19 protein-coding genes are annotated in these 19,552 nt (G+C 47.0%); 6 read left to right on the top strand and 13 right to left on the bottom strand.

Going from position 1 to position 19,552, the window contains the following annotated elements; all coding sequences use genetic code 11:
• Window positions 1-136: 136 nt before the first annotated feature.
• From ACTTK6_RS13480 to ACTTK6_RS13425, 12 genes are all read right to left on the bottom strand, one after another.
• Complete coding sequence (locus tag ACTTK6_RS13480) at window positions 137-652, bottom strand: type 1 glutamine amidotransferase domain-containing protein (RefSeq protein WP_462833667.1); 516 nt, start codon at window positions 650-652, stop codon at window positions 137-139.
• A gap of 64 nt (window positions 653-716) precedes the next feature.
• Window positions 717-1,733 (bottom strand): LLM class flavin-dependent oxidoreductase, encoded by a 1,017-nt coding sequence (locus ACTTK6_RS13475; RefSeq protein WP_462833666.1) that lies wholly within the window; start codon window positions 1,731-1,733, stop codon window positions 717-719.
• A 16-nt stretch (window positions 1,734-1,749) separates the two neighbouring features.
• A complete protein-coding gene (locus ACTTK6_RS13470) occupies window positions 1,750-2,340 on the bottom strand; it encodes a ribonuclease H1 domain-containing protein (RefSeq protein WP_462833664.1) in 591 nt (196 codons plus the stop codon).
• A 56-nt stretch (window positions 2,341-2,396) separates the two neighbouring features.
• Complete coding sequence (locus ACTTK6_RS13465; RefSeq protein ID WP_462833662.1) at window positions 2,397-3,707, bottom strand: lysine N(6)-hydroxylase/L-ornithine N(5)-oxygenase family protein; 1,311 nt, start codon at window positions 3,705-3,707, stop codon at window positions 2,397-2,399.
• A gap of 173 nt (window positions 3,708-3,880) precedes the next feature.
• The gene (locus ACTTK6_RS13460; RefSeq protein WP_462833660.1) at window positions 3,881-4,630 is read right to left on the bottom strand and encodes a TspO/MBR family protein; all 750 of its coding nucleotides are present in this window, start codon (window positions 4,628-4,630) and stop codon (window positions 3,881-3,883) included.
• Window positions 4,631-4,744: 114 nt separating this feature from the next.
• Complete coding sequence (locus tag ACTTK6_RS13455) at window positions 4,745-5,563, bottom strand: aldo/keto reductase (RefSeq protein ID WP_079474321.1); 819 nt, start codon at window positions 5,561-5,563, stop codon at window positions 4,745-4,747.
• Between the two features lie 75 nt (window positions 5,564-5,638).
• Window positions 5,639-6,094 carry a precorrin-2 dehydrogenase/sirohydrochlorin ferrochelatase family protein gene (locus tag ACTTK6_RS13450; protein ID WP_462833659.1) on the bottom strand — a complete coding sequence of 152 codons (456 nt, stop codon included), beginning with the start codon at window positions 6,092-6,094 and terminating at the stop codon, window positions 5,639-5,641.
• Window positions 6,087-6,839 carry a sirohydrochlorin chelatase gene (locus ACTTK6_RS13445; RefSeq protein WP_462833658.1) on the bottom strand — a complete coding sequence of 251 codons (753 nt, stop codon included), beginning with the start codon at window positions 6,837-6,839 and terminating at the stop codon, window positions 6,087-6,089. Before ACTTK6_RS13445 ends, ACTTK6_RS13450 begins: the two co-directional genes overlap by 8 nt.
• A 12-nt stretch (window positions 6,840-6,851) precedes the next feature.
• A complete protein-coding gene (cobA, locus tag ACTTK6_RS13440) occupies window positions 6,852-8,306 on the bottom strand; it encodes a uroporphyrinogen-III C-methyltransferase (protein ID WP_462833656.1) in 1,455 nt (484 codons plus the stop codon).
• Between the two features lie 79 nt (window positions 8,307-8,385).
• Window positions 8,386-8,997 (bottom strand): adenylyl-sulfate kinase, encoded by a 612-nt coding sequence (cysC, locus tag ACTTK6_RS13435; protein WP_079474317.1) that lies wholly within the window; start codon window positions 8,995-8,997, stop codon window positions 8,386-8,388.
• Between the two features lie 14 nt (window positions 8,998-9,011).
• Window positions 9,012-10,160, bottom strand: a complete 1,149-nt coding sequence (sat, locus tag ACTTK6_RS13430) for a sulfate adenylyltransferase (RefSeq protein ID WP_079474316.1) — start codon at window positions 10,158-10,160, stop codon at window positions 9,012-9,014.
• Window positions 10,161-10,189: 29 nt separating this feature from the next.
• Entirely contained in the window at window positions 10,190-10,897 is a 708-nt protein-coding gene (locus ACTTK6_RS13425) for a phosphoadenylyl-sulfate reductase (RefSeq protein WP_079474315.1), read from the bottom strand.
• 304 nt (window positions 10,898-11,201) lie between these two features.
• Here ACTTK6_RS13425 and ACTTK6_RS13420 point away from each other — a divergent pair, with 304 nt between their 5' ends.
• Together ACTTK6_RS13420 and mreBH are read left to right on the top strand one after the other, a co-directional pair.
• Complete coding sequence (locus ACTTK6_RS13420; protein WP_094909008.1) at window positions 11,202-12,197, top strand: lipoate--protein ligase; 996 nt, start codon at window positions 11,202-11,204, stop codon at window positions 12,195-12,197.
• A 131-nt stretch (window positions 12,198-12,328) separates the two neighbouring features.
• On the top strand, window positions 12,329-13,333 hold the full coding sequence (gene mreBH / locus ACTTK6_RS13415; protein ID WP_079474313.1) for a rod-share determining protein MreBH: 1,005 nt from the start codon (window positions 12,329-12,331) through the stop codon (window positions 13,331-13,333).
• Window positions 13,334-13,406: 73 nt separating this feature from the next.
• On the opposite strand, the gene ACTTK6_RS13410 is transcribed toward mreBH, so the two are convergent.
• Complete coding sequence (locus tag ACTTK6_RS13410) at window positions 13,407-14,333, bottom strand: alpha/beta hydrolase (RefSeq protein WP_462833654.1); 927 nt, start codon at window positions 14,331-14,333, stop codon at window positions 13,407-13,409.
• 165 nt (window positions 14,334-14,498) lie between these two features.
• Here ACTTK6_RS13410 and treP point away from each other — a divergent pair, with 165 nt between their 5' ends.
• The 4 genes from treP to ACTTK6_RS13390 all read left to right on the top strand — a co-directional run bounded on the left by treP (window position 14,499) and on the right by ACTTK6_RS13390 (window position 19,428).
• Entirely contained in the window at window positions 14,499-15,950 is a 1,452-nt protein-coding gene (gene treP / locus ACTTK6_RS13405) for a PTS system trehalose-specific EIIBC component (RefSeq protein WP_079474311.1), read from the top strand.
• 80 nt (window positions 15,951-16,030) lie between these two features.
• On the top strand, window positions 16,031-17,695 hold the full coding sequence (gene treC / locus ACTTK6_RS13400; protein ID WP_094909012.1) for an alpha,alpha-phosphotrehalase: 1,665 nt from the start codon (window positions 16,031-16,033) through the stop codon (window positions 17,693-17,695).
• A 21-nt stretch (window positions 17,696-17,716) separates the two neighbouring features.
• Window positions 17,717-18,439: a trehalose operon repressor gene (gene treR / locus ACTTK6_RS13395; RefSeq protein WP_094909013.1), complete on the top strand. Its 723-nt coding sequence runs from the start codon at window positions 17,717-17,719 to the stop codon at window positions 18,437-18,439.
• Window positions 18,440-18,486: 47 nt separating this feature from the next.
• Window positions 18,487-19,428, top strand: coding sequence for a PD-(D/E)XK nuclease family protein (locus ACTTK6_RS13390; protein WP_462833697.1), 942 nt, complete (start codon window positions 18,487-18,489; stop codon window positions 19,426-19,428).
• Window positions 19,429-19,552 lie beyond the last annotated feature (124 nt).

Raw genomic sequence — 19,552 nt, 5'->3', positions numbered from 1 at the left:
TATTCACCCCAATCTCTCATGTACTGTTAATTATAACATTTCTTCATTTGATTTCCTGTTTATGTGCTCACTCTGAATCCTCTTCCGTTAATCTCATCAATAACAAAAGGCCAGCTATCCAGCCGGCCTTTTGGTCTTATTTTGCTAACTGTTTCAGAGATTCGCGGTTAAATGCCGGGATGTCATCCGGCTCACGGCTTGTGACAAGGTTGTTGCAAACGACTACTTCTTCATCATGAAGCTTCGCTTTCGCATACTCCATATCTGTCTGAATGGATTTAAATCCTGTCGCGTTACGGCCTTCCAGCGCTTTTGCTGTAATAAGCAGCTGTGGACCGTGGCAGATTGCAAATACCGGCTTATCATGATCCATGAAATATTTGGCGAAATCCACAAATCGCTGATCGCCGCGAAGCTGATCCGGAGAAAATCCTCCTGGAATAAAAAGAGCATCAAAATCTTCCGGCTTCACGTCTGCAATAGAAGCGTCAACGGTTACTTTTGCTTCTCCCTGTTTACCGGTAACGGTTTTGCCTTTTTCATTTTCGATTACGGTAAGTTCATGACCTTCTTTTTCGAATGCTTCTTTCGGGTCTGTGAATTCCACATCTTCAAAAAGATCTGTAAGGACTACTGCTATTTTACTCATCATATATCACCTTTCCTGGATATAATTTTTAGTCACACAGATAAGTTTACCCAAGTTCCTGCTCATTCTAAACCTGGTGGCTGTTTATTTTAAACCGGTCGGCAATCCGCCGCATTGAGGCAGCCTTCTCTTCAAATGACGGAGTGATGCCTGCAGTCATAATTTCTTCAGCACCGTAAGCTTTTTCAAGCCATTTGAGCTTTTCCTCCACCTGGTCTATCGTCCCCACCGCGTTATGATACCGGTTTTTTTGAAACATGTCTTTTTCTTCATCCATGTACGTAACGTCCTTGATCATCTCATACGAGGGTATACCGAGCAGCCCGAGGCCCTTAGCGGTTACTGAAGAAACGTAATCCCCCACAGCCCTCCATTCCTCTGCCTGCCGCTCGGACTCTGCTGCAAGGGCCGAGACCGCCAGCATAAAATAAGGAGTCGGACAGACGCCAGACGGCTGAAAATGCTCATGATAATAATCAGCTGCCTGAAAGCCTTCATCCGGATTAATAAAATGAGCGAAGCAAAACGGCAGGCCGTTTTCTGCCGCTGTTTTAGCACTGTCCCGGCTTGAGCCGAGAATCCAGACTGCCGGCTTCACCTCAGCACGTGGCGTCACCGGAGCATAGTCGTACAGCCCTTCGTATTTATTTCCTTCCGGGGACAAAAAAGTAAGCAGTTCTTTCAGCTGGCCGGGATACCTGGCGGCATTTCTTGATCCCCCTTCATGTAAGGCCCGGGTAACGTTTGGCATAGCTCCCGGCGCCCTGCCGAGGCCCAGGTCAATACGGTCTTTGTACAGAGAAGCCAGCACTTCAAATACTTCAGCCACTTTAAACGCGCTATAGTGCGGAAGCAGCACTGCACCCGATCCAATTTTCATACGTGTGGTGCGGGCGGCCAGATGGGCAATTAATACTTCCGGAGCACTTCCGGCTATATGCTTTGTGCCGTGATGCTCAGAGACCCAGAATCGGTGGTATCCGAGTTCTTCAGCAATCCTGGCATACTCCCCGGTCCAGGCTAATGTGTTTTCCGGCGTTTCTCCATAAGGCATGATGGATTGGTCAAGTATACTCAGTTTCATAATTCCCCTTCTTTCTTTACTTGCGCTGATAATCCGCTTTAATTTCACCCCAGTTATTTGTATCCCATTTATAAATCGGGTTGTCCCACGTATGCTCCTTCAGCCAGTTTTCCGCCCGGCGGATCTCTTCCCAGATTTCCCGGCTGTCGGCATCTTCCACCAGCGTCGAATTTGCTTTTTTCTTTTCGACCCAGCCGATGGCTGTCGCCGAATCCGAATATACAGGCATAGCGCTTTTTTGTTCCTTTAAATACTGAAGGGCATGCACGATCCCAAGGAATTCCGCCATATTGTTTGTGCCCTTTTTAAACCCGGGATGGGCAAACACAATCTCTTCTGTTTTCGTGTAGACACCCCGGTATTCTACCGGCCCCGGGTTGCCATGGGAACCGGCGTCTACGGAAATACTTTCCATTATGTAACTGCCCCTTTCAGTTTCAGGTTTTTGTCCAGCCCCGTTAAAAGCTGCCTCTGCTTCTTCATACGAAGAAAATGACTTAAATTTTGCTCCTTTGAATCCCTTGACCTGCTTTTCGCATTCAGCCCAGGTACTGTAAATGCCCGGTTTTTTCCCTTTCCATACTACATACCATTTCTTTTTCGCCATGTGTCTCTCTCCCTGGAAAAAAGAACGCCTCCCAATCAGCAGAGGCGCTCCCTTTCTTATTCTTCTGTTGCTGAAAAACGCTGGAACACCGTATCTTTCTGTACGGGATAACGTTCAAATCCGCACAGGTTATTGATGACCGTCTGGTTTCTTACGACGGATAAAGATAAGTTCGTCGCAGCTGTGCCGTGCGAATGATCAATATTTGTGAGCATGTATATATAATTGTCACGTCCGTCTTTGAACTGAAGGCGGTAATAATCATCAATCATATAATGGTCCGCGTCTTCCTTTTCCACCAGCTCCCCGTACTCCTGGATCCAGTCCGGTACACTCGGCTGAAAACCGGTGGCAAGCACGACTTTATCCGAAAAACAGCGGAACATTTTATCCTGCTGCCATTGACGGAGCTTTAACTGATAGCCTCCCTCCACCGACTGAATATCCGACAGCTCAGTGGCAGCCTGGAGAACAACGTTTGGATCTTCACGTTCGATAGAACGATGATAAAGAAGATCGTATATTTTTTCAAGCGTAGGCTGCTCAATGCCCTTTCTTGCATGGTCAAGCTCCGGCAGTGTCTCGAGCCTTGTTTTAATATCAAGTGAACGGAAATATTCGACAAAATCCGTGGAAAAAATCTCGCGGGCGACCTTAGCGTCCTCGGCCTGGAAAAACTGAGGGGAGCGGGTAAACCAATTGAGTTTGTAATGAAAATGCTTCTGGTCCTGCAGGAGGTCATGAAAAATCTCTGCTGCACTCTGGCCAGAGCCAACAACGGTAACCTCGTCTCCGCTTTTCAGTTCTTCCTTGCGAAAGGAGTAATCGGCAGCATGATAAATGTCGTCGCTCTGCTGCCTTTCAATATTAGGAGGAAGCATCGGTGCTGCTCCTGTGCCCACTGCCACATTTTTCGTATAAAAATATTCCTTTTCTCCGCTGCCCGTATTTTCTGTCGTAATTTTGTAGCAGGAAGCTCCGTTCCAGCTGCTGTCAGCCACCTCAAGCACCCGCTGCCCGAAAAGACAGTACGGAAGCTGTGCGGCCACCCACTTTCCATAGGAGTCATATTCTCTTCTTGGCACCTTCAGCTGCTTATTAAAAAAGAACTGAAACATGCGGTTATGCTTGTGCAAATAGTTTAGCAGCGTAAAACGGCTAGTCGGATCGGCAAACGTCACCAAATCAGCAAGAAAGGAAGAATTCAGCACTGTCCCCTCAAGCAACATTCCCGGATGCCAGGCAAATTCATCCTTTTCATCTAAAAAGACGGCTTCTATATCGTCCACTGGTTCAAGCAGGGCGGCCATACCAAGATTAAACGGCCCGAGCCCGATGCCTGCTATATCATAAAGCTTGTTTTCCAACCTGATCACCTCAAATTAAGTACTTCCGGCTTCAACCAAAAAGTCCAGCAATTCCGCTGGACTTTCATTCCGTATTGAAAGGCTGCCGGAAACCTTTGACTTTATACGAATTTCCAACCTTGTAATCAAGTTCTATTTTCCCTTCCTTTTTTAATGTTAATCACCCAATATGGTTACAAATAAGTGAATTTATTTTTAGGACGGAAAAACAGCTGAACAAACAGAATCACGGCAGCCACAGCCGCTGTCCATGCCACCAGATTCACTTCCTGCCAGCGCTGTACAAAAATACCGGTAAACGCCCATACAAATACCAGCGTATATAAAACGTCGCCCGTTTTTCTATAAAACAAAATCACGGCAGCAGACGCTGCGGCAATCACAAGAGCAGTCCACCAGCTGCCGTCAATGATCCAGCTGCGTATGCCACTCGCTGTAAGTACAACTCCGATGTTTGTAATAGAAGCGACCGTAACCCAGCCAAAATATACACTGATTGGCACCAACAGGAGCCCCCGGCGCGGACTCGTTTTAATTTTCATATAGATAACGCCCAGGCTGACCCACAGGCCCAGAATAGCTGCCATGGTGCCGTAAAATATTTCATAATGAAATAAGAACAGCCACAGCACGTTAAATACGCATGACAGGATAAACATATAGCCGATGCCTGCATATATATACTCTTCCGTCGGTTTTGCGAAAAAAGCACGCAGCACCCACAAAATCAGGAGCAGATAAATAATTCCCCATATCGAAAAAACGTATCCGGCAGGGGTGAATAATACGTTGAGGCTGTCCGAGATGCTGCCAGTAGTCTGGCCGTTTAGTGGCAGGGCGTTGGCAAGCCCGTTTACGGCAATGACTACTGCCAGGGCGACCGCATTCAAGAGTTTAAGCTTCATAGAAGGAACGGAAAACATAAACACCCACCTTTGGTTGAAAGACCTGATCTCAGCTTCTGCAGCTGCTTGTATACGATATGTTCATTTTAAAAAATCCTCCGGCCGTTTTTGACCGGAAGATTATTGGAGGGTTTAATTGATTTCTGCTGGCCTTGGTCCTTTACGGGCTCCTTTATCCAGACGATTAATAGTCGCCATATCTTCATCCTCAAGCGCAAAGTCAAACACATCGATGTTGCTTTCAATTCGTTCCGGCGTCACCGATTTTGGAATGATAATCGTATCGTTCTGCAGGTGCCAGCGCAGCACTACTTGAGCAGGATTTTTTCCGTGCTTCTCAGCGATATTTTGAATGTGTTCATCATTCAGCACTTCTCCGCCCTGCATGATCGGGCTCCACGCTTCCACATAAATATTTTTCTTTTTGCAGTAATCTTTTAATTCATTCTGCGCCAGGTAAGGATGGCATTCCACTTGGTTTAATACAGGCTTCACTGTGCACTCGTTTAAAATTCTTTCCAGATGCTCCACCTCAAAGTTACTCACGCCGATCGCTTTTACCTTGCCGTCTTCATACAGCTTCTCAAGCGCCTGATACGTTTCTACGTAATCATCATTTGCCGGCGTCGGCCAATGGATCAGGTATAAATCCACATAATCGAGTCCCAGACGCTCGAGGCTCGCATCAAATGCCTTAAGCGTGTTTTCATAGCCATGATCAGAGTTCCATACCTTTGTCGTAATAAAAAGCTCTTCTCTCGGGATTCCGCTCGCTTTAATCGCACGGCCGACTCCCTCTTCATTTTGATAGATCATCGCCGTATCAATTGAACGATAGCCAGATTTCAGCGCATGTGTAACGGCTTTTTCAGCTTCCTCATCGCTTACTTGAAAAACACCGAAACCGAGCTGTGGCATTTGCAGCTGATTGTTTAAAGTTACGTAATCCATATTGTATACCTTCTTTCTGTAAATGCTGTGACCATTACTGTATACCCGCTGTTCTTTATTTTACACTTGAAGGGGTCAGCGTTTTTTTATAACCCGCTGGAGATAATGCTTCCACTCCTTTACACTTGCCGGTTTATTGCTGCCGCTTGAAACGGAGATCTGCACCCCGTCTTCCATAAACGAAGCCGGAAAAGCCACATTGCCGATAGAAGGGTTGTCGGCGCCGTTTACCAGCTGCCAGGGATGCTTGTGCTCAGCAATCATCTGCTGAGCTGCTTTATCTCCGGAGGCGGAAACAATCAGCCAGGCGGTCCGCAAGTCTTCGGGCCCGCCCGTCTTCTCTTTCCAGGTGATTCTGTTTTCTTTCCACAGCCTCTCCAGCTCTCCGGAGAGCTCCGGCGCCACCACTGTAACAACAGCCTTTGCCTCTAACAGCTTTCCGGCTTTTCGTTCCGCTACGTTTCCGCCTCCAATAATCACAGCTTCCACCCTGTCAAGACTCACAGTCAACGGAAGAAGAAAATCAGACATGAATTCCTGTTTCTTTTTCGAGCGTTTCAGCGACACGGGATTCGAGCACTGGAAGCAGACGCTCATCAAAGCCTAAAAAGTCGCATCTGGTAAAATGGCCGGGTTTAGTTTGATTATAATGGGCTGCTGCTTCATCCATCTCTTTAATGAGCAGGCCGACAAACATTAAATACGGCAGAACGTACACGGGACGCCCGCTTTCAGCCAGTTCTTCCATTTTTTCCTGGAAACCCGGCTCGGCAGCGGCAAGAAAAGCTGTTTCCACTCGCGAACGGCCGGTATGCTTTTCAAGCTCTCCGGCGATCTGGTAAAAGTCTTCTATTGCCCCGGGGTCCTTTGCGCCTCTCCCTACAAATAGAATTACTGCTTCTTTCTCCGGTTCCCAGCCTTTTACACGGAGGCGGTCCAGGAGAAGGTCATTGATGCGGCCGTGAACTCCAAAAGGCTCTCCGTATTGAATAGCTACTTCCGGATGCATTTTCTGCACCTTGCCGAGCTCCTCCGGGATATCCTTTTTAATATGGCCGGCTGAAAGTAAAAGCACTGGCACAACAGCCAGAGTATCCGCCCCGTTTTCAATGCATTCAACAGCGCTCGTGACAATATCCGGCTCTGCAAGCTCCAGAAAGCAGGTTTTCTGCTCATATTCCGGGAAAGCAGCCCCCGCTTTTTTCGTAAAGGCTTTTACCTGCTCGTTTCCTTCAGGGACTCTCGTTCCATGCCCGACAAACAAAATGGCTTTCATGATAGTTCCTCCTTACAGAATGGGACTGAAGCACTTTTGAATAGAAGTGCTCACTGCTTCAGATGACGCTCCTGCTGTCGTATCCACCCGAAGACCATATCCCTCAGCTTGTTCTTTTGTACCTTCCCCAACGCAGACAATCGTTTTTTGCGACCACCATAGTTCCGCTTCACCATTGTACAGAGAATTTATTTTCTCCACCGCCACTGTGACAGCTTTTCTACATGGAAAAATAACTGTATTGATGGCGTTATCCGCGAGCAGCCTTTCAAGTGTATGATCTGAAGAAGAGACGCTGCTTAACACGTGCCCAACATCACTACTACTGTGGTTGATTTCTTTTATCCATTCTTCACTTCCAATAACGTGAACAGCCTCTGCGTGCTTCCATTCCTCTTTCGAACGGTATTCCGGAAAAACACCGTAAGCCTTCCATTTCTCCTCTGCCCGCCGGGTCACGGTCACAAGATGACAGTCCACCTGCCTCAAATCCAGACGCCAGTTCTTCAGCTGAGCCATAAACGCTTCAACATCAATGGCTGTTTCAAATACAATTTCATCATAGGAAAGGTCCTTTTGTAAGTGGATAAGCTTCGGCAAGGTTTCCTGCCATACAGGGCCTTCATACACTTCTGCCCCCTGGCTTTTCCATTCGCTGCTCCAACCGCTCGCACCTGAGGTTGTACGCACGTGCCACATGTAACGTCCAAACAGCGGGAGCCCTTCAAACCACGTGGAAGCGGGCCCAGCTTTGACGACATTACCGACCAGCGTGATTGAAGGGTTTTCGATCGCGTGTGCCTGCACCACGTCGTTGATATCTGCCAGGGAGCCTTTGACCGTCCGCTGCTTTGAATATGTTCCCCATTCAACTATCATTACGGCAGTTTCCGGCGGCTTTCCTGCTTCTATGAGCCTCTTCGTAATAAATGGCAGATTCTTGACCCCCATGTAAAAAGCAACCGTATCGATGCTTTTAGCAAGCGGCTCCCAGTTCAAATCCGGCTCTCCAGTTTCTTTCTTTGTATGAGCTGTAATAGCTGCAAAGCTTCCTGAATAATCACGGTGAGTTACGGGTACGCCAGCATAAAGCGGAGCAGCAATACCGGAAGTAATGCCGGGGACGATTTCGTATTCAATACTGTTTTCCTCCATCACAGCCGCCTCTTCCCCGACTCTTCCAAATACCCCGGGGTCGCCGCCTTTGAGGCGCACTACCCGTTTTCCCTCCCGGCTTTTTTCCACCATCATTTTCTGAATTACTTCCTGCCGCAGAATATGCTTCTGCGGCAGTTTTCCACAGTATATACGTTCCGCTTCAATCGGAGCCTGTTCCAGAAGAAGCGGGTTGACCAGCCTGTCATAAAAGATGACGTCCGCCTTCCGGATGCACTCTGCTCCGCGAACGGTAATAAGTCCTTCATTGCCGGGGCCCGCTCCTACTAGAAATACTTTTCCATCTGCCACCCAACCCCTCCTTTCTCTTTTACAAATGGTAAAAAAGGACACGGCTTAACAGCCCGCGTCCTCTACCTATGTTTCTTTATTATTCTTCAATGTACTTCCAGTTGACTAGGGCATCTACTACTTCCTGAGCAGATTCTTCAATGGATTTTTGTTCTGTATTCACCGTAAGCTCCGGGTTTTCCGGTTCTTCATACGGAGCATTAATACCGGTAAAGGAAGGAATTTCCCCGGAACGCGCTTTTTTATACAAGCCTTTCGGGTCCCGTTCTTCGCAAGCTTCAAGGCTCGCTTCCACGTATACCTCGATAAACTCCCCTTCCGGAAGCAGTTGACGCACCTGATGGCGGTCCTCCCGGTACGGAGAAATAAAAGCAGTACTGACAATCTGGCCGCTGTCAACAAACAGCTTTGCCACTTCTCCGATACGGCGGATATTTTCGGTCCGGTCCTCCGGAGAAAAGCCAAGGTCTTTGTTCAATCCATGGCGTACGTTATCTCCGTCGAGCACGTAAGTGTGGCTCCCCCGTTCAAAAAGCTTCCGGGAGACAGCATTTGCAAGCGTGGACTTACCGGAGCCCGAAAGACCGGTAAACCAGAGCACAAAGCTTTGATGTTTATTTTTTTCCTGGCGTTCTTCTTTGGATACCGAGGCGTCATGCCAGACGATATCTGTGGATTTTGATCCCATCATTTTCCTCCTGTCATTTATGAATTGGAAGGCTGGCGCTGCATACCGCGAATCAGTACTTCCACGACTTCCGGACGGCTGAACTCTTTTGGAGGCATTTCGCCGTTGGTCAGCATAGCGCGCACTTTCGTACCAGAAAGAATGACATGATCAGCTTTATCGTGCGGACACGTTTTCGCCGTCGCCATGTTTTCACATTTCAGGCAGTAGAAGGAATGCTCAAAGAAGCGCAGCTGAATGCCAAGTTCTTCAAACGTAAAGTCGGAGAAAATTTCCTGGGCGTCATACGTGCCATAATAGTCACCGACACCAGCATGGTCACGGCCGACAATAAAGTGGGTGCAGCCGTAATTTTTCCGTACCATGGCATGAAATATCGCTTCTCTAGGTCCTGCGTAGCGCATGGCGGCTGGAAATACAGCGAGGAATGTCCGGTTTTCAGGGTAGTATTCGTCGAGAATAGTCTCATAGCTTTCCATACGCACATCAGCAGGAATGTCATCTGATTTCGTTGCCCCGACAAGCGGGTTTAAAAACAGGCCGTCTACGGTTTCAAGTGCTGCCTTTTGAATATATTCGTGCGCCCGGTGGACAGGATTTCTCGTTTGAAAACCGACCACCGTGTTCCAGCCGCGGCTTTCAAAAGCACTGCGTGTTTCTTCCGGATCCAGATAATAGTTTTCAAACTGCTCATGGCTGATTTCTTTTACCAGCGTAACTTTACCGGAAACATACGTGTCCGGACGATCATACATTTTCTTTACGCCGGGATGCGCTTCTTCTTCGGTGCGGTATACTTCTCTTGCTTCCCGCTTCTTATCCGGGCTGTAGAATCCTTCAAGTTCAATCGTACCGTACGTTTCTCCGTCAAAAACCAGGCGGGCTTCCTCCCCAGCTTTCAACTCCTCTGCTTTTTCCTTCGTGACCGGCAGAGTGATCGGAATGCTCCAGACCGTGCCATCCGCCAGGCGCATCGAAGAAACCACCGAGCTGTAGTCCTCTTCGCTCATAAAGCCTTCAAGCGGACTGAACGCGCCGTTGGAGAGCAGCTCGAGGTCGGACAAAGCAATCTCGTCAAGCTCGATTTGTTTTTGAATGGATGAAACGTCTTTGTTCAAATCCTTACGATTTACTAGTTTTCCACCGTGTGGAGTACTTAAAGCCATGATCATCGTCCCTTCTTCGTCTTAATTCATCAGCGGTGCAGGCCGCATTCTGTTTTTCCGCTTCCTGTCCACCGGCCGCTGCGGTGGTCTTCACCTTCGAGCACTTTCGCAGTGCACTGTACACATCCGATACTTGGATAATTCTGCTCATGCAGCTCATTGTAAGGAAGATTGTTGTCTTCGATATAGGCCCAGACATCGTCCCACGTCCAGTGGATCAAAGGGCATATTTTAATGGACTCAAACCGTTTATCCTCGTTAACAAACTGCGTGTTGCGGCGGGTAAGTGACTGCGACCTCCGCAGGCCGGACATCCAGGCCCCGTACTGGCTCAGTTCATTTTCGAGCGGCTGCAGCTTCCGGATACCGCAGCAGCGGTCCGGGTCTGTTTCCCAAAGCCTCTCACCTTCCTGGGCTGCCTGTTGTTTAGGCGACAGTTCGGGCTTCAGCATTTTAATGTTTAACTCCGGATACTTTTCACGAACGGAGTCAATTACATCATACGTTTCTTTAAAATGGAACTGGGTGTCGAGAAAAGCGATGGTTGCATCTGGTTTCACCTGGCTGATTAAATCAATCAATACAATCCCTTCTGCTCCGAAACTGCATGCATATACTAAATCATCACCATATTCGCCGTAGGCCCAGCGGATAACTTCAAGCGCACTTTTTCCTTCCAGCACTTCGTTATTCACGTGTTCCAATTCATTTGTCTGCAGGGAATCGTATACTATCATGCGCTTCCATCCCTTTCACTTTAATATTGTACCTGTTTCCATAAAAAATGAAAATCTTATTTTAAAAGACGTTAAAATCCTTAGTAAGTTTATCAGGTTTATTAGCTTACCATACATTTTAGTGGGTACTTTTTACAAAGTCAACAATACAAATCGTTTAACTAGGGATTGTTTCCAGGCTAGTATACCTCTTCCCTTCTTTCCCCCTGTTAGCATTAGCTTTCTCATTAGTATTTATGGCATAATATAAAAGGATATTTTTTCACCAGCATCGGTTCAGGACCACTCATTTAGGAGGTTACGAATGAAATTTATTGATAATGAAGGTATCAATGACCCAAGAATCAATTTGGCCATCGAAGAATTTGCTTTAAAGAATATGGATCTGGGCAAAGACGAAATGTATTTACTTTTTTATGTAAACACTCCTTCTATAATTATTGGAAAAAATCAGAATACAATCGAAGAAATCAACACCGATTATGTAGAGAAGCACAACATTCAGGTCGTCAGACGCCTTTCCGGCGGCGGTGCTGTTTATCATGATCTTGGCAATTTAAACTTCAGCTTTTTAACCAAAGACGACGGCAACAGCTTTCAAAATTTCCAAAAGTTTACTCAGCCGATCGTCGATGCTTTAAATAACATTGGCGTGCCGGCCGAAATGTCCGGGCGCAATGACCTCCAGGCAAATGGAAAGAAAATTTCCGGAAACGCCCAGTTCGCCACAAAAGGAAGAATGTTCAGTCACGGCACGCTTATGCTTGATTCGGAAATTGAAAATGTCGTTGCTGCATTGAATGTAAAAGATGAAAAAATCCGTTCGAAAGGGATTAAATCTATTCGAAGCCGCGTAGGAAACATCAACGAATTTTTAGACGAGCCATTGTCTGTGGAAGCATTCAAACAGCTGATCCTGCGGTATATTTTCGGCAGCGATGAACAAATTGAACAGTATCATCTTACCGACGAGGACTGGAAGGAAATACACAGAATATCCAGCGAGCGTTATAGCAATTGGGACTGGAATTATGGTAAATCCCCTGCTTTTGACATTCACCGCAGCAAAAAGTTTGATGCCGGGATGCTCGACATTCGTTTCAACGTCAAGAAAGGCGTGATTCAGGAAACGAAAATCTACGGGGACTTTTTTGGTACCGGGAACGTAGAGGATCTTCAGGAAGCACTTCAGGATACAAAGTATGAGCGAGATGCCATTTATGAAACTTTGTCGCAATTTGATTTATACACATATTTTGGAGCCATTTCTCTCGAGGAAGTAGTGGATTTAATTTATTAATTCCTGTCAACATTCCGTAAAAATGGGAAAATACTCATTTTTTACGTGACCTTAGACCCTTATTTAAGTATTCTTACTCCTCTACAATTAATTACTGGAGACTATTAACCCGGAAAAGGTGAGTAAATAAAATGGCATTAACAGAAATAGGTATTGATTTAGGAACTGCGAACATTCTCGTTTACACAAAAGAAAAAGGTATTATCCTCAATGAGCCTTCCGTTGTAGCACTTCATATAGATACTAAAGAAGTGTACGCCGTAGGTACAGAAGCAAAAGAAATGGTGGGAAAAACTCCAGCCAACATTATCGCTACCCGGCCAATGAAAGAAGGAGTAATTGCAGATTATGATATTACATCTGCGATGCTTTCCCACATCATGAAAAAAATTCAAAAAGAAGCAGGCTTTACTCTCCGCAAGCCGAAAGTCGTAGTATGCACACCTTGTGATTCCACTTCTGTAGAACGCCGGGCTATCAGGGATGCTGTACTTGGCTGCGGTGCTAAATCTGTTTCCTTAATCGAAGAGCCGATTGCAGCTGCGCTCGGTGCAGAGCTGCCGGTGGATGAACCCAAAGCAAATGTTATCGTTGATATTGGCGGAGGTACGACAGAGGTCGGTATTATTTCTTATGGCGGCATTGTCTCTTCCCGGGCGATACGCCGCGGCGGGGATCATATGGATGAAAGCATTACTCAGCATGTCCGCAAGGAATACAATATGCTGATTGGCGAACGGACCGCTGAAAATATCAAAATGGAGATTGGTTCCGCTATTCCTGACGGGGAAGTACGCACGATGGAAATCCGGGGCAGAGACCTTGTAAACGGACTCCCGAAAACCATTACACTGGAGTCTCCGGAAATCCACCGGGCCATCACAGAAACGCTGGATCAAATTCTGGAAACTATCCGTGTTACTCTTGAACAATGTCCTCCTGAACTAAGCGGCGATATCGTCGATCAGGGAATTGTACTTACCGGAGGAGGCGCACTCCTGAACGACCTTCAGGATTGGCTGAGCCGCCAGATCGTGGTTCCGGTCCACCTCGCCTCAGCACCTCTTGAAGCTGTCGCGATTGGCACTGGCAAATCGTTGGCAATGATCAACAGCTTGCAAAAAGCTTCCATGTAATAAGAAAAAGGACCGTCTAGAGGCATATTCGCCTGCAGACGGTCCTTTTTCATGTAACCATGGTTATTTAACATTATTGTATTTGTTTTTGCAGCCACGGGTAGAGATGATCCAACAGTTCATGGGAGAGATTGGCGTCTTGCTGTTTTTTATATCTTCGCTTTGTTTTAATAATTGAAAACTCTTCCGGCTGATGTCTTAGAATATGGTTCATCTCTTCAACTACATATGCTTCCACCGGGCCTCCCGTATGCTGGGCTACGGCGCTGACGTCTTCTGCTTTCACCTGGGCATCTTTGCCGCCATTTACGGCAATCACCGGAATGCGTGTGCGGTGAAAGGCTTCCCGCGGGTCATAGTCAGCGTGTTCCTGAAACCATTTCACGTTCACGTTTTTATATTTTTTTGAAGCTTCTTCATCAAGCAGCTCCTTAAGCACTTTGTGCTGCTTTTTTATCATACGCTTGTTTACTTTCCCCGTTCTCAACGCCCGGTAAAAAATTCCTCTCCCCTCGCTTATTTCTCTTTCCACCGATTCGCCCTGTTCAAGCAGAATATCAAACAACGGCTTCGGCGACGAGGCTAGCACCATCATTCCCTGTACCTCTTCTTTCTCAGCCACCCTGGGAGCAATCGCCCCGCCTTCGCTGTGGCCCAGAATAAAAATTTTGTTCTCATCAATTGCAGGATTCATTTTCAAAAGCCGCACCGCAGCAGCAGCATCTTCAATTAAATCTTCCAGCCCCGTGGCCCGAAAATCGCCATCACTGGACCCGGTGCCTCTCTTGTCATAACGAAGAGCTGCCACTCCCTGCTTTTCAAGCCAGGCGGCCAGCTGGTTATAAATATTTAATTTTATTCCCGGCGCGTTACCGTCACGGTCTATAGGCCCGCTCCCACCAATTATCAGCACGCCGGGAGTTTTTTCAGACGCATTAGCAGGCATCGTGAGCGTTCCGTATAACGTTTCAGTCTGATCGATTGTTATCAATTGTTCCATGATTTCACGCTCCATTAAAGGGGTTTTATTTTAGTATTCCTATTTTTCATTTAATAAAAACCTTTTTACTCATGATAATTATATTGACTAATTTGTATATACAAGTTAAAGTGAGTTTATAAATTGGTATCGTTTTCAAAAATACCCACTTAAGGGGGAAACACAATGGCAAAAATTACGAAAGAAGCTGTTGAAACGATCGTTGAAGCCGTGGGAGGCAATGATAACATTGAAACAGTTACCCACTGTGTAACCAGGCTGCGGTTTGTTTTATACGATGAAGAAAAGGTAGATAAAGAAAAACTTACTAACCTTGATCTTGTGCGTGGGGCTTTTGCCTCTGGAGGCCAGTATCAGGTCGTTATCGGCCAGGGCACCGTAGATAAAGTTTATAAAGAACTGATGAGCGTTACAGGACGTTCTGAGGAAAGCGGCGGACGTGCTGGAGACGGAGACTCTGAACACGACACCGCTGATAAACAGAAATCCGGCAAAAAACAGAATGCCTTTCAACGTTTTATTCGTCTGCTTGCTGATATTTTCATTCCCATTCTTCCAGCTATTATTACCGCAGGGCTGCTGCTCGGCTTGAACAACCTGTTAACCGGTCCCGGTATTTTCTTCGATGATGCTGTGATTGATGTATATCCACAGTGGACCGGTATTTCTGAAATTATCTTCATTATTGCAAACGCTTCATTCAACTTTCTTCCCGTTCTTATAGGGTGGTCGGCCGTTAGGAGGTTTGGGGGCAGTCCCCTCCTCGGTATTGTGCTCGGGTTAATTTTTGTCCACCCGCAGCTTTTAAGCGCGTACGCTTACGGTGACGCGAGTGCAAATAACGAAGTGCCGACCTGGGATCTGTTCGGCTGGAATGTCGAGCAGGTTGGCTATCAGGGACAGGTGCTCCCAGTGCTTGTAGCTTCCTATGTTCTAGCCCAAATTGAAATGTTTTTAAGAAAACGGATTGCAGATTCTATCCAGGTACTGCTGGTTGCTCCGATTGCTTTACTCGTTACTGGCTTCTTTACATTTATTATTATCGGCCCGGTTACTTTCGGGCTTGGAAATGCGATTACAGACTTCTTCCTGTGGACATTTGACCAGTACGCATGGCTTGGGGGCCTGCTTTACGGCCTGCTTTATGCACCGCTCGTTATTACCGGGCTCCACCACACATTCCTTGCGGTCGACCTTCAGCTTACCGCTTCGACCGACGGTACTTTTTTATGGCCGATTCTTGCTCTCTCCAACATTGCCCAGGGATCTGCTGCAGTCGGCATAATGATTCTGGCCTGGAGAGATCAGAACATGCGCGGCCTGGCAGGCTCAGCCGGACTTTCAGCGTATCTTGGAGTTACCGAGCCGGCATTGTTCGGGGTGAACCTGCAGTACCGGTTCCCGTTCTTTTGTGCGCTGATCAGCTCAGCGATCGCAGCTACATTTATCAGCATCAATAACGTCCTGGCCTTTGCTGTTGGCGTCGGCGGCATTCCGGGCATCTTTTCCATCCGTCCGCCGGACTGGGGAGCTTTCTTTATCGGGATGCTGATTGTCATTATCCTTCCGATTGTATTAACCTATCTCTACGGGCGTATTCGTAAAGTAGAAATTTAACCAATGAATTCAGGCGTCTGCTGGTATTGTTTAGCAGGCGCCTTTAATCCATACAGCATATATGCGAAAGGATGAGAAGAATGGAACCATGGTGGAAACGAACTGTTATTTACCAGATTTATCCTAAAAGCTTTAACGACACTACCGGAAATGGAGTCGGCGATCTTCCGGGCATTATCGAAAAACTCGATTATCTAAACGATCTTGGCATTGATGTTTTATGGCTTAATCCTGTGTACCCTTCCCCTCAAAAGGATAACGGATATGATATCAGTGATTATTATAATATTTATGATGTGTACGGAACGATGGAGGACTTCGAACGCCTGCTCGCCGAAGCCCACGCAAGAAACATGAAGATCATTATGGATATCGTTATTAATCACACCTCCACCGACCACGCCTGGTTTCAAGCCGCTTCTTCAGATGCCTCGAGCCCTTACCGCGACTACTATATCTGGAAAGATCCTGTCGATGGTGCTGAACCAAATAACTGGGTGTCTAAATTCGGCGGCTCCGCCTGGCAGTGGCATGAACCGACAAGCGAGTATTACCTGCACCTTTTTGACGTGAGCCAGGCGGACTTAAACTGGGAAAACGAAGAACTGCGCCAACAGCTGTATGATATGATGAATTATTGGTTCGAAAAAGGCATCGACGGCTTCCGTCTCGACGTTATTAATTTAATTTCGAAGGACCAGCGGTTTCCAAATGATGATATAGGGGACGGCCGCCGGTTTTATACCGACGGGCCGAGAGTGCACGAATGGATGCATGAAATGCACCAAAACGTATTCGCCCGGCATGGAGCCATGACAGTCGGAGAGATGTCCTCCACGACAATCGACCACTGCATCAAGTATACCCGCCCGGACCGGGAAGAACTGAGCATGACCTTTAATTTCCATCATTTAAAAGCGGATTATCCCGGAGGGGAAAAATGGGCCCTGCCGGAATTTGATTTTGTGCAGTTAAAAGAAACACTATCCGACTGGCAGATCGGTATGTACGAAGGCGGCGGCTGGAATGCGCTGTTCTGGTGCAACCACGATCAGCCCCGGATTGTAAGCAGGTACGCCGATGACGGCAAGTACCGCGTGGAATCAGCGAAAATGCTCGCAGCCACCATGCACTGTATGCGCGGCACTCCTTACATTTACCAGGGGGAAGAGCTTGGGATGACTAATCCTTCCTACAGCTCTATCGAGGATTACCGCGACGTAGAAACCATTAATTATTATGATATTATGCAAAAGCAGGGAAAAAGCCCCGAGGAAGCGTTCGCCGTCATCCAGGCCCGCTCCCGCGACAATGCACGAACGCCTATGCAGTGGGACAGCTCAAAAAATGCCGGTTTCAGTGAGGCTGAGCCGTGGCTGCCGGTCCCGGAAAATTATACGTCCATTAACGCGAAGGAAGCGGTAAACGATCCGGATTCCGTTTATCATTTTTACAAAAAATTAATTCAGCTCCGCAAGGACTATAAAATTATGACGGCTGGAGATTATCAGCTCTACCTGCCGGATCACTCTTCCCTTTTCGCCTATACTCGTGAGGACGAAGACGAGGCATTACTCCTTGTGAGCAATTTCTCGTCTGAAACGATTGAAGCCGGCGGCCTGGACCTCCCCTGGAAAGAGCAGCCCGGCACCATTTTTCTCACCAACTATCAACGGGAGCATTTTTCCTTTGGGACTGACAGCCTGCAGCCATACGAATCGATCGTTCTGCATTATCAAAAATAGCCGCCCTGAGGTGTAACGAGCATGAGTACAAAAAGAAAGTATTTAGACATCTATGAAGAAATAGCGCACGGCATCCGCAGTGAGCAGTTTAAGCCTCATGCCCTGCTTCCTTCCGAGCATGAGCTCACTTCCATGTACGATACGTCACGGGAAACTATCCGCAAAGCGTTGAACCTGCTTTCCGAACATGGATATATTCAAAAAATTCAGGGCAAGGGCTCTGTCGTGCTTGAAACTGGCCGGTTTGATTTTCCAGTATCCGGGCTCGTCAGCTTTAAAGAGTTGGCAGAACAGACCGGCAGCAATAGTAAAACCCATGTGCATTCCTTGACCCTTTCACCTGTTCCGGCAGCTCTCCAGCACGTATTTGAGGCGGAGGAAGAGGCAGAACAGGTCTGGGAAGTAAAGCGGCAGCGGAAAATGGATGGTGAAAATATTGTGCTCGACATTGACTATCTGCTTGAGCGCTGGGTGCCCGGACTGACTGAAGATATTTGTGCTGATTCCATTTATGACTATGTAGAAAATAAGCTGGAGCTTGTGATCAGCTTCGCGCGTAAAGAAATCACTATTGAAAAGCCGACGCACGAAGACGGGCAGCTGCTTGACCTTTATCCGGATTCAAGTATTGCGGTCGTCCGGAACTATGTATATCTCGATAATGCGGAATTATTTCAATATACCGAGTCCAGGCACCGTTCAGATAAGTTCCGTTTTATCGACTTTGCCCGCCGTCACCGTTAAAATGGTAGCAGGAGCAAGGTAAAGACAAATCAAAGGAGTGGTTTCTCCTGTTTACTATACGGGACTATCCGGAGTTTTCCTGGTCGCTGTCGAGGCATAAAACGCTGCTTCAATGCGAACGGCAGTATGCCCACCAGTACTACTCCTCACACAATGGCTGGCTGCGGAATGCAGACCCCTTTCCGCGCCACGTCTACCGACTGAAAAATTTAACTAATCTTGAAATGCTGTTTGGGTCTATCGTACATGATTTAGTAGAAGAAACGCTGAAAAAATATTTAAATAACGGGCACCTCCCAACAAAAGATATTTTGAAAGAAACAATCCGCACCCGGCTGAATGAAGGGTTTATTGATTCGACTAAAAATGCGGAGCAGTGGCGCAAAAAGCCGAAACATACGACCATGCTCCACGAAATATACTACGGTGAAGAAAAGAAGCTGCCCGCAGAAAAAATAAAAAAAATCCAGGATCGGCTCGAGGCCGTAGTAGAGCATATTCTAACCTGTGACACCATACAGGAACTTACTTCGGAGCGGCCAACGTATTATCTCGAATCAGAGGAACTCCGCACGATGAACCTGGAAAACACTAAAGTGTTTGCCGTGCTCGACTTTCTTTATAAAGACGAAGAAAATAATAAATGGGTGATCGTGGATTGGAAAACCGGCCTGCAGACAGAGGAAGATCCCTATCAGCTGGCTTTATATGCGCAGTACGTTCTCGATTACTACCCGGAAACGGCTCTTGAAGATATCGTCGTGCGAAATGAATACCTGCTTGAGGGGACAAGTGTCGAACATAAGCTTAACCATTCCACCCTTCAGGAGGTCCGGGAGCTGCTCGTGCAGAGTGTAGAACGTATGGCCGGTTTCCTCGAGGATAAAGAAGCCAACAAGCCGCTTCCCCTCGAATATTTCAAAAAAACGACCAATACCTTTGCCTGTAAACGATGCAATTTTTACGAGCTGTGTTTCCCGAAGCAGTGAAAGTAAAGCTGTATCCTGTTAAAAATAAAGAACACCCGAGCCTGTATTGCACTGACCTAGAAATATGAGACAAGATAAAGCACCTAGCCTTCTGCCGTTCGGTATTCCACCGGCGTGTGGAAGG

The sequence above is a fragment of the Marinococcus salis genome (assembly GCF_054971365.1).
Note: the sequence above shows the minus strand (reverse complement) of the source record. Positions and strands in the feature narration are given on the sequence as shown.

Excerpts from the sequence above, each read along its gene's own strand:
- ACTTK6_RS13480 (WP_462833667.1), bottom strand. The coding sequence starts at position 652 with ATGATGAGTAAAATAGCAGTAGTCCTTACAGATCTTTTTGAAGATGTG.
- ACTTK6_RS13475 (WP_462833666.1), bottom strand. The coding sequence starts at position 1,733 with ATGAAACTGAGTATACTTGACCAATCCATCATGCCTTATGGAGAAACG.
- ACTTK6_RS13470 (WP_462833664.1), bottom strand. The coding sequence starts at position 2,340 with ATGGCGAAAAAGAAATGGTATGTAGTATGGAAAGGGAAAAAACCGGGC.
- ACTTK6_RS13460 (WP_462833660.1), bottom strand. The coding sequence starts at position 4,630 with ATGTTTTCCGTTCCTTCTATGAAGCTTAAACTCTTGAATGCGGTCGCC.
- ACTTK6_RS13455 (WP_079474321.1), bottom strand. The coding sequence starts at position 5,563 with ATGGATTACGTAACTTTAAACAATCAGCTGCAAATGCCACAGCTCGGT.
- ACTTK6_RS13450 (WP_462833659.1), bottom strand. The coding sequence starts at position 6,094 with ATGTCTGATTTTCTTCTTCCGTTGACTGTGAGTCTTGACAGGGTGGAA.
- ACTTK6_RS13445 (WP_462833658.1), bottom strand. The coding sequence starts at position 6,839 with ATGAAAGCCATTTTGTTTGTCGGGCATGGAACGAGAGTCCCTGAAGGA.
- cysC (WP_079474317.1), bottom strand. The coding sequence starts at position 8,997 with ATGATGGGATCAAAATCCACAGATATCGTCTGGCATGACGCCTCGGTA.
- sat (WP_079474316.1), bottom strand. The coding sequence starts at position 10,160 with ATGGCTTTAAGTACTCCACACGGTGGAAAACTAGTAAATCGTAAGGAT.
- ACTTK6_RS13425 (WP_079474315.1), bottom strand. The coding sequence starts at position 10,897 with ATGATAGTATACGATTCCCTGCAGACAAATGAATTGGAACACGTGAAT.
- ACTTK6_RS13420 (WP_094909008.1), top strand. The coding sequence starts at position 11,202 with ATGAAATTTATTGATAATGAAGGTATCAATGACCCAAGAATCAATTTG.
- mreBH (WP_079474313.1), top strand. The coding sequence starts at position 12,329 with ATGGCATTAACAGAAATAGGTATTGATTTAGGAACTGCGAACATTCTC.
- ACTTK6_RS13410 (WP_462833654.1), bottom strand. The coding sequence starts at position 14,333 with ATGGAACAATTGATAACAATCGATCAGACTGAAACGTTATACGGAACG.
- treP (WP_079474311.1), top strand. The coding sequence starts at position 14,499 with ATGGCAAAAATTACGAAAGAAGCTGTTGAAACGATCGTTGAAGCCGTG.
- treC (WP_094909012.1), top strand. The coding sequence starts at position 16,031 with ATGGAACCATGGTGGAAACGAACTGTTATTTACCAGATTTATCCTAAA.
- treR (WP_094909013.1), top strand. The coding sequence starts at position 17,717 with ATGAGTACAAAAAGAAAGTATTTAGACATCTATGAAGAAATAGCGCAC.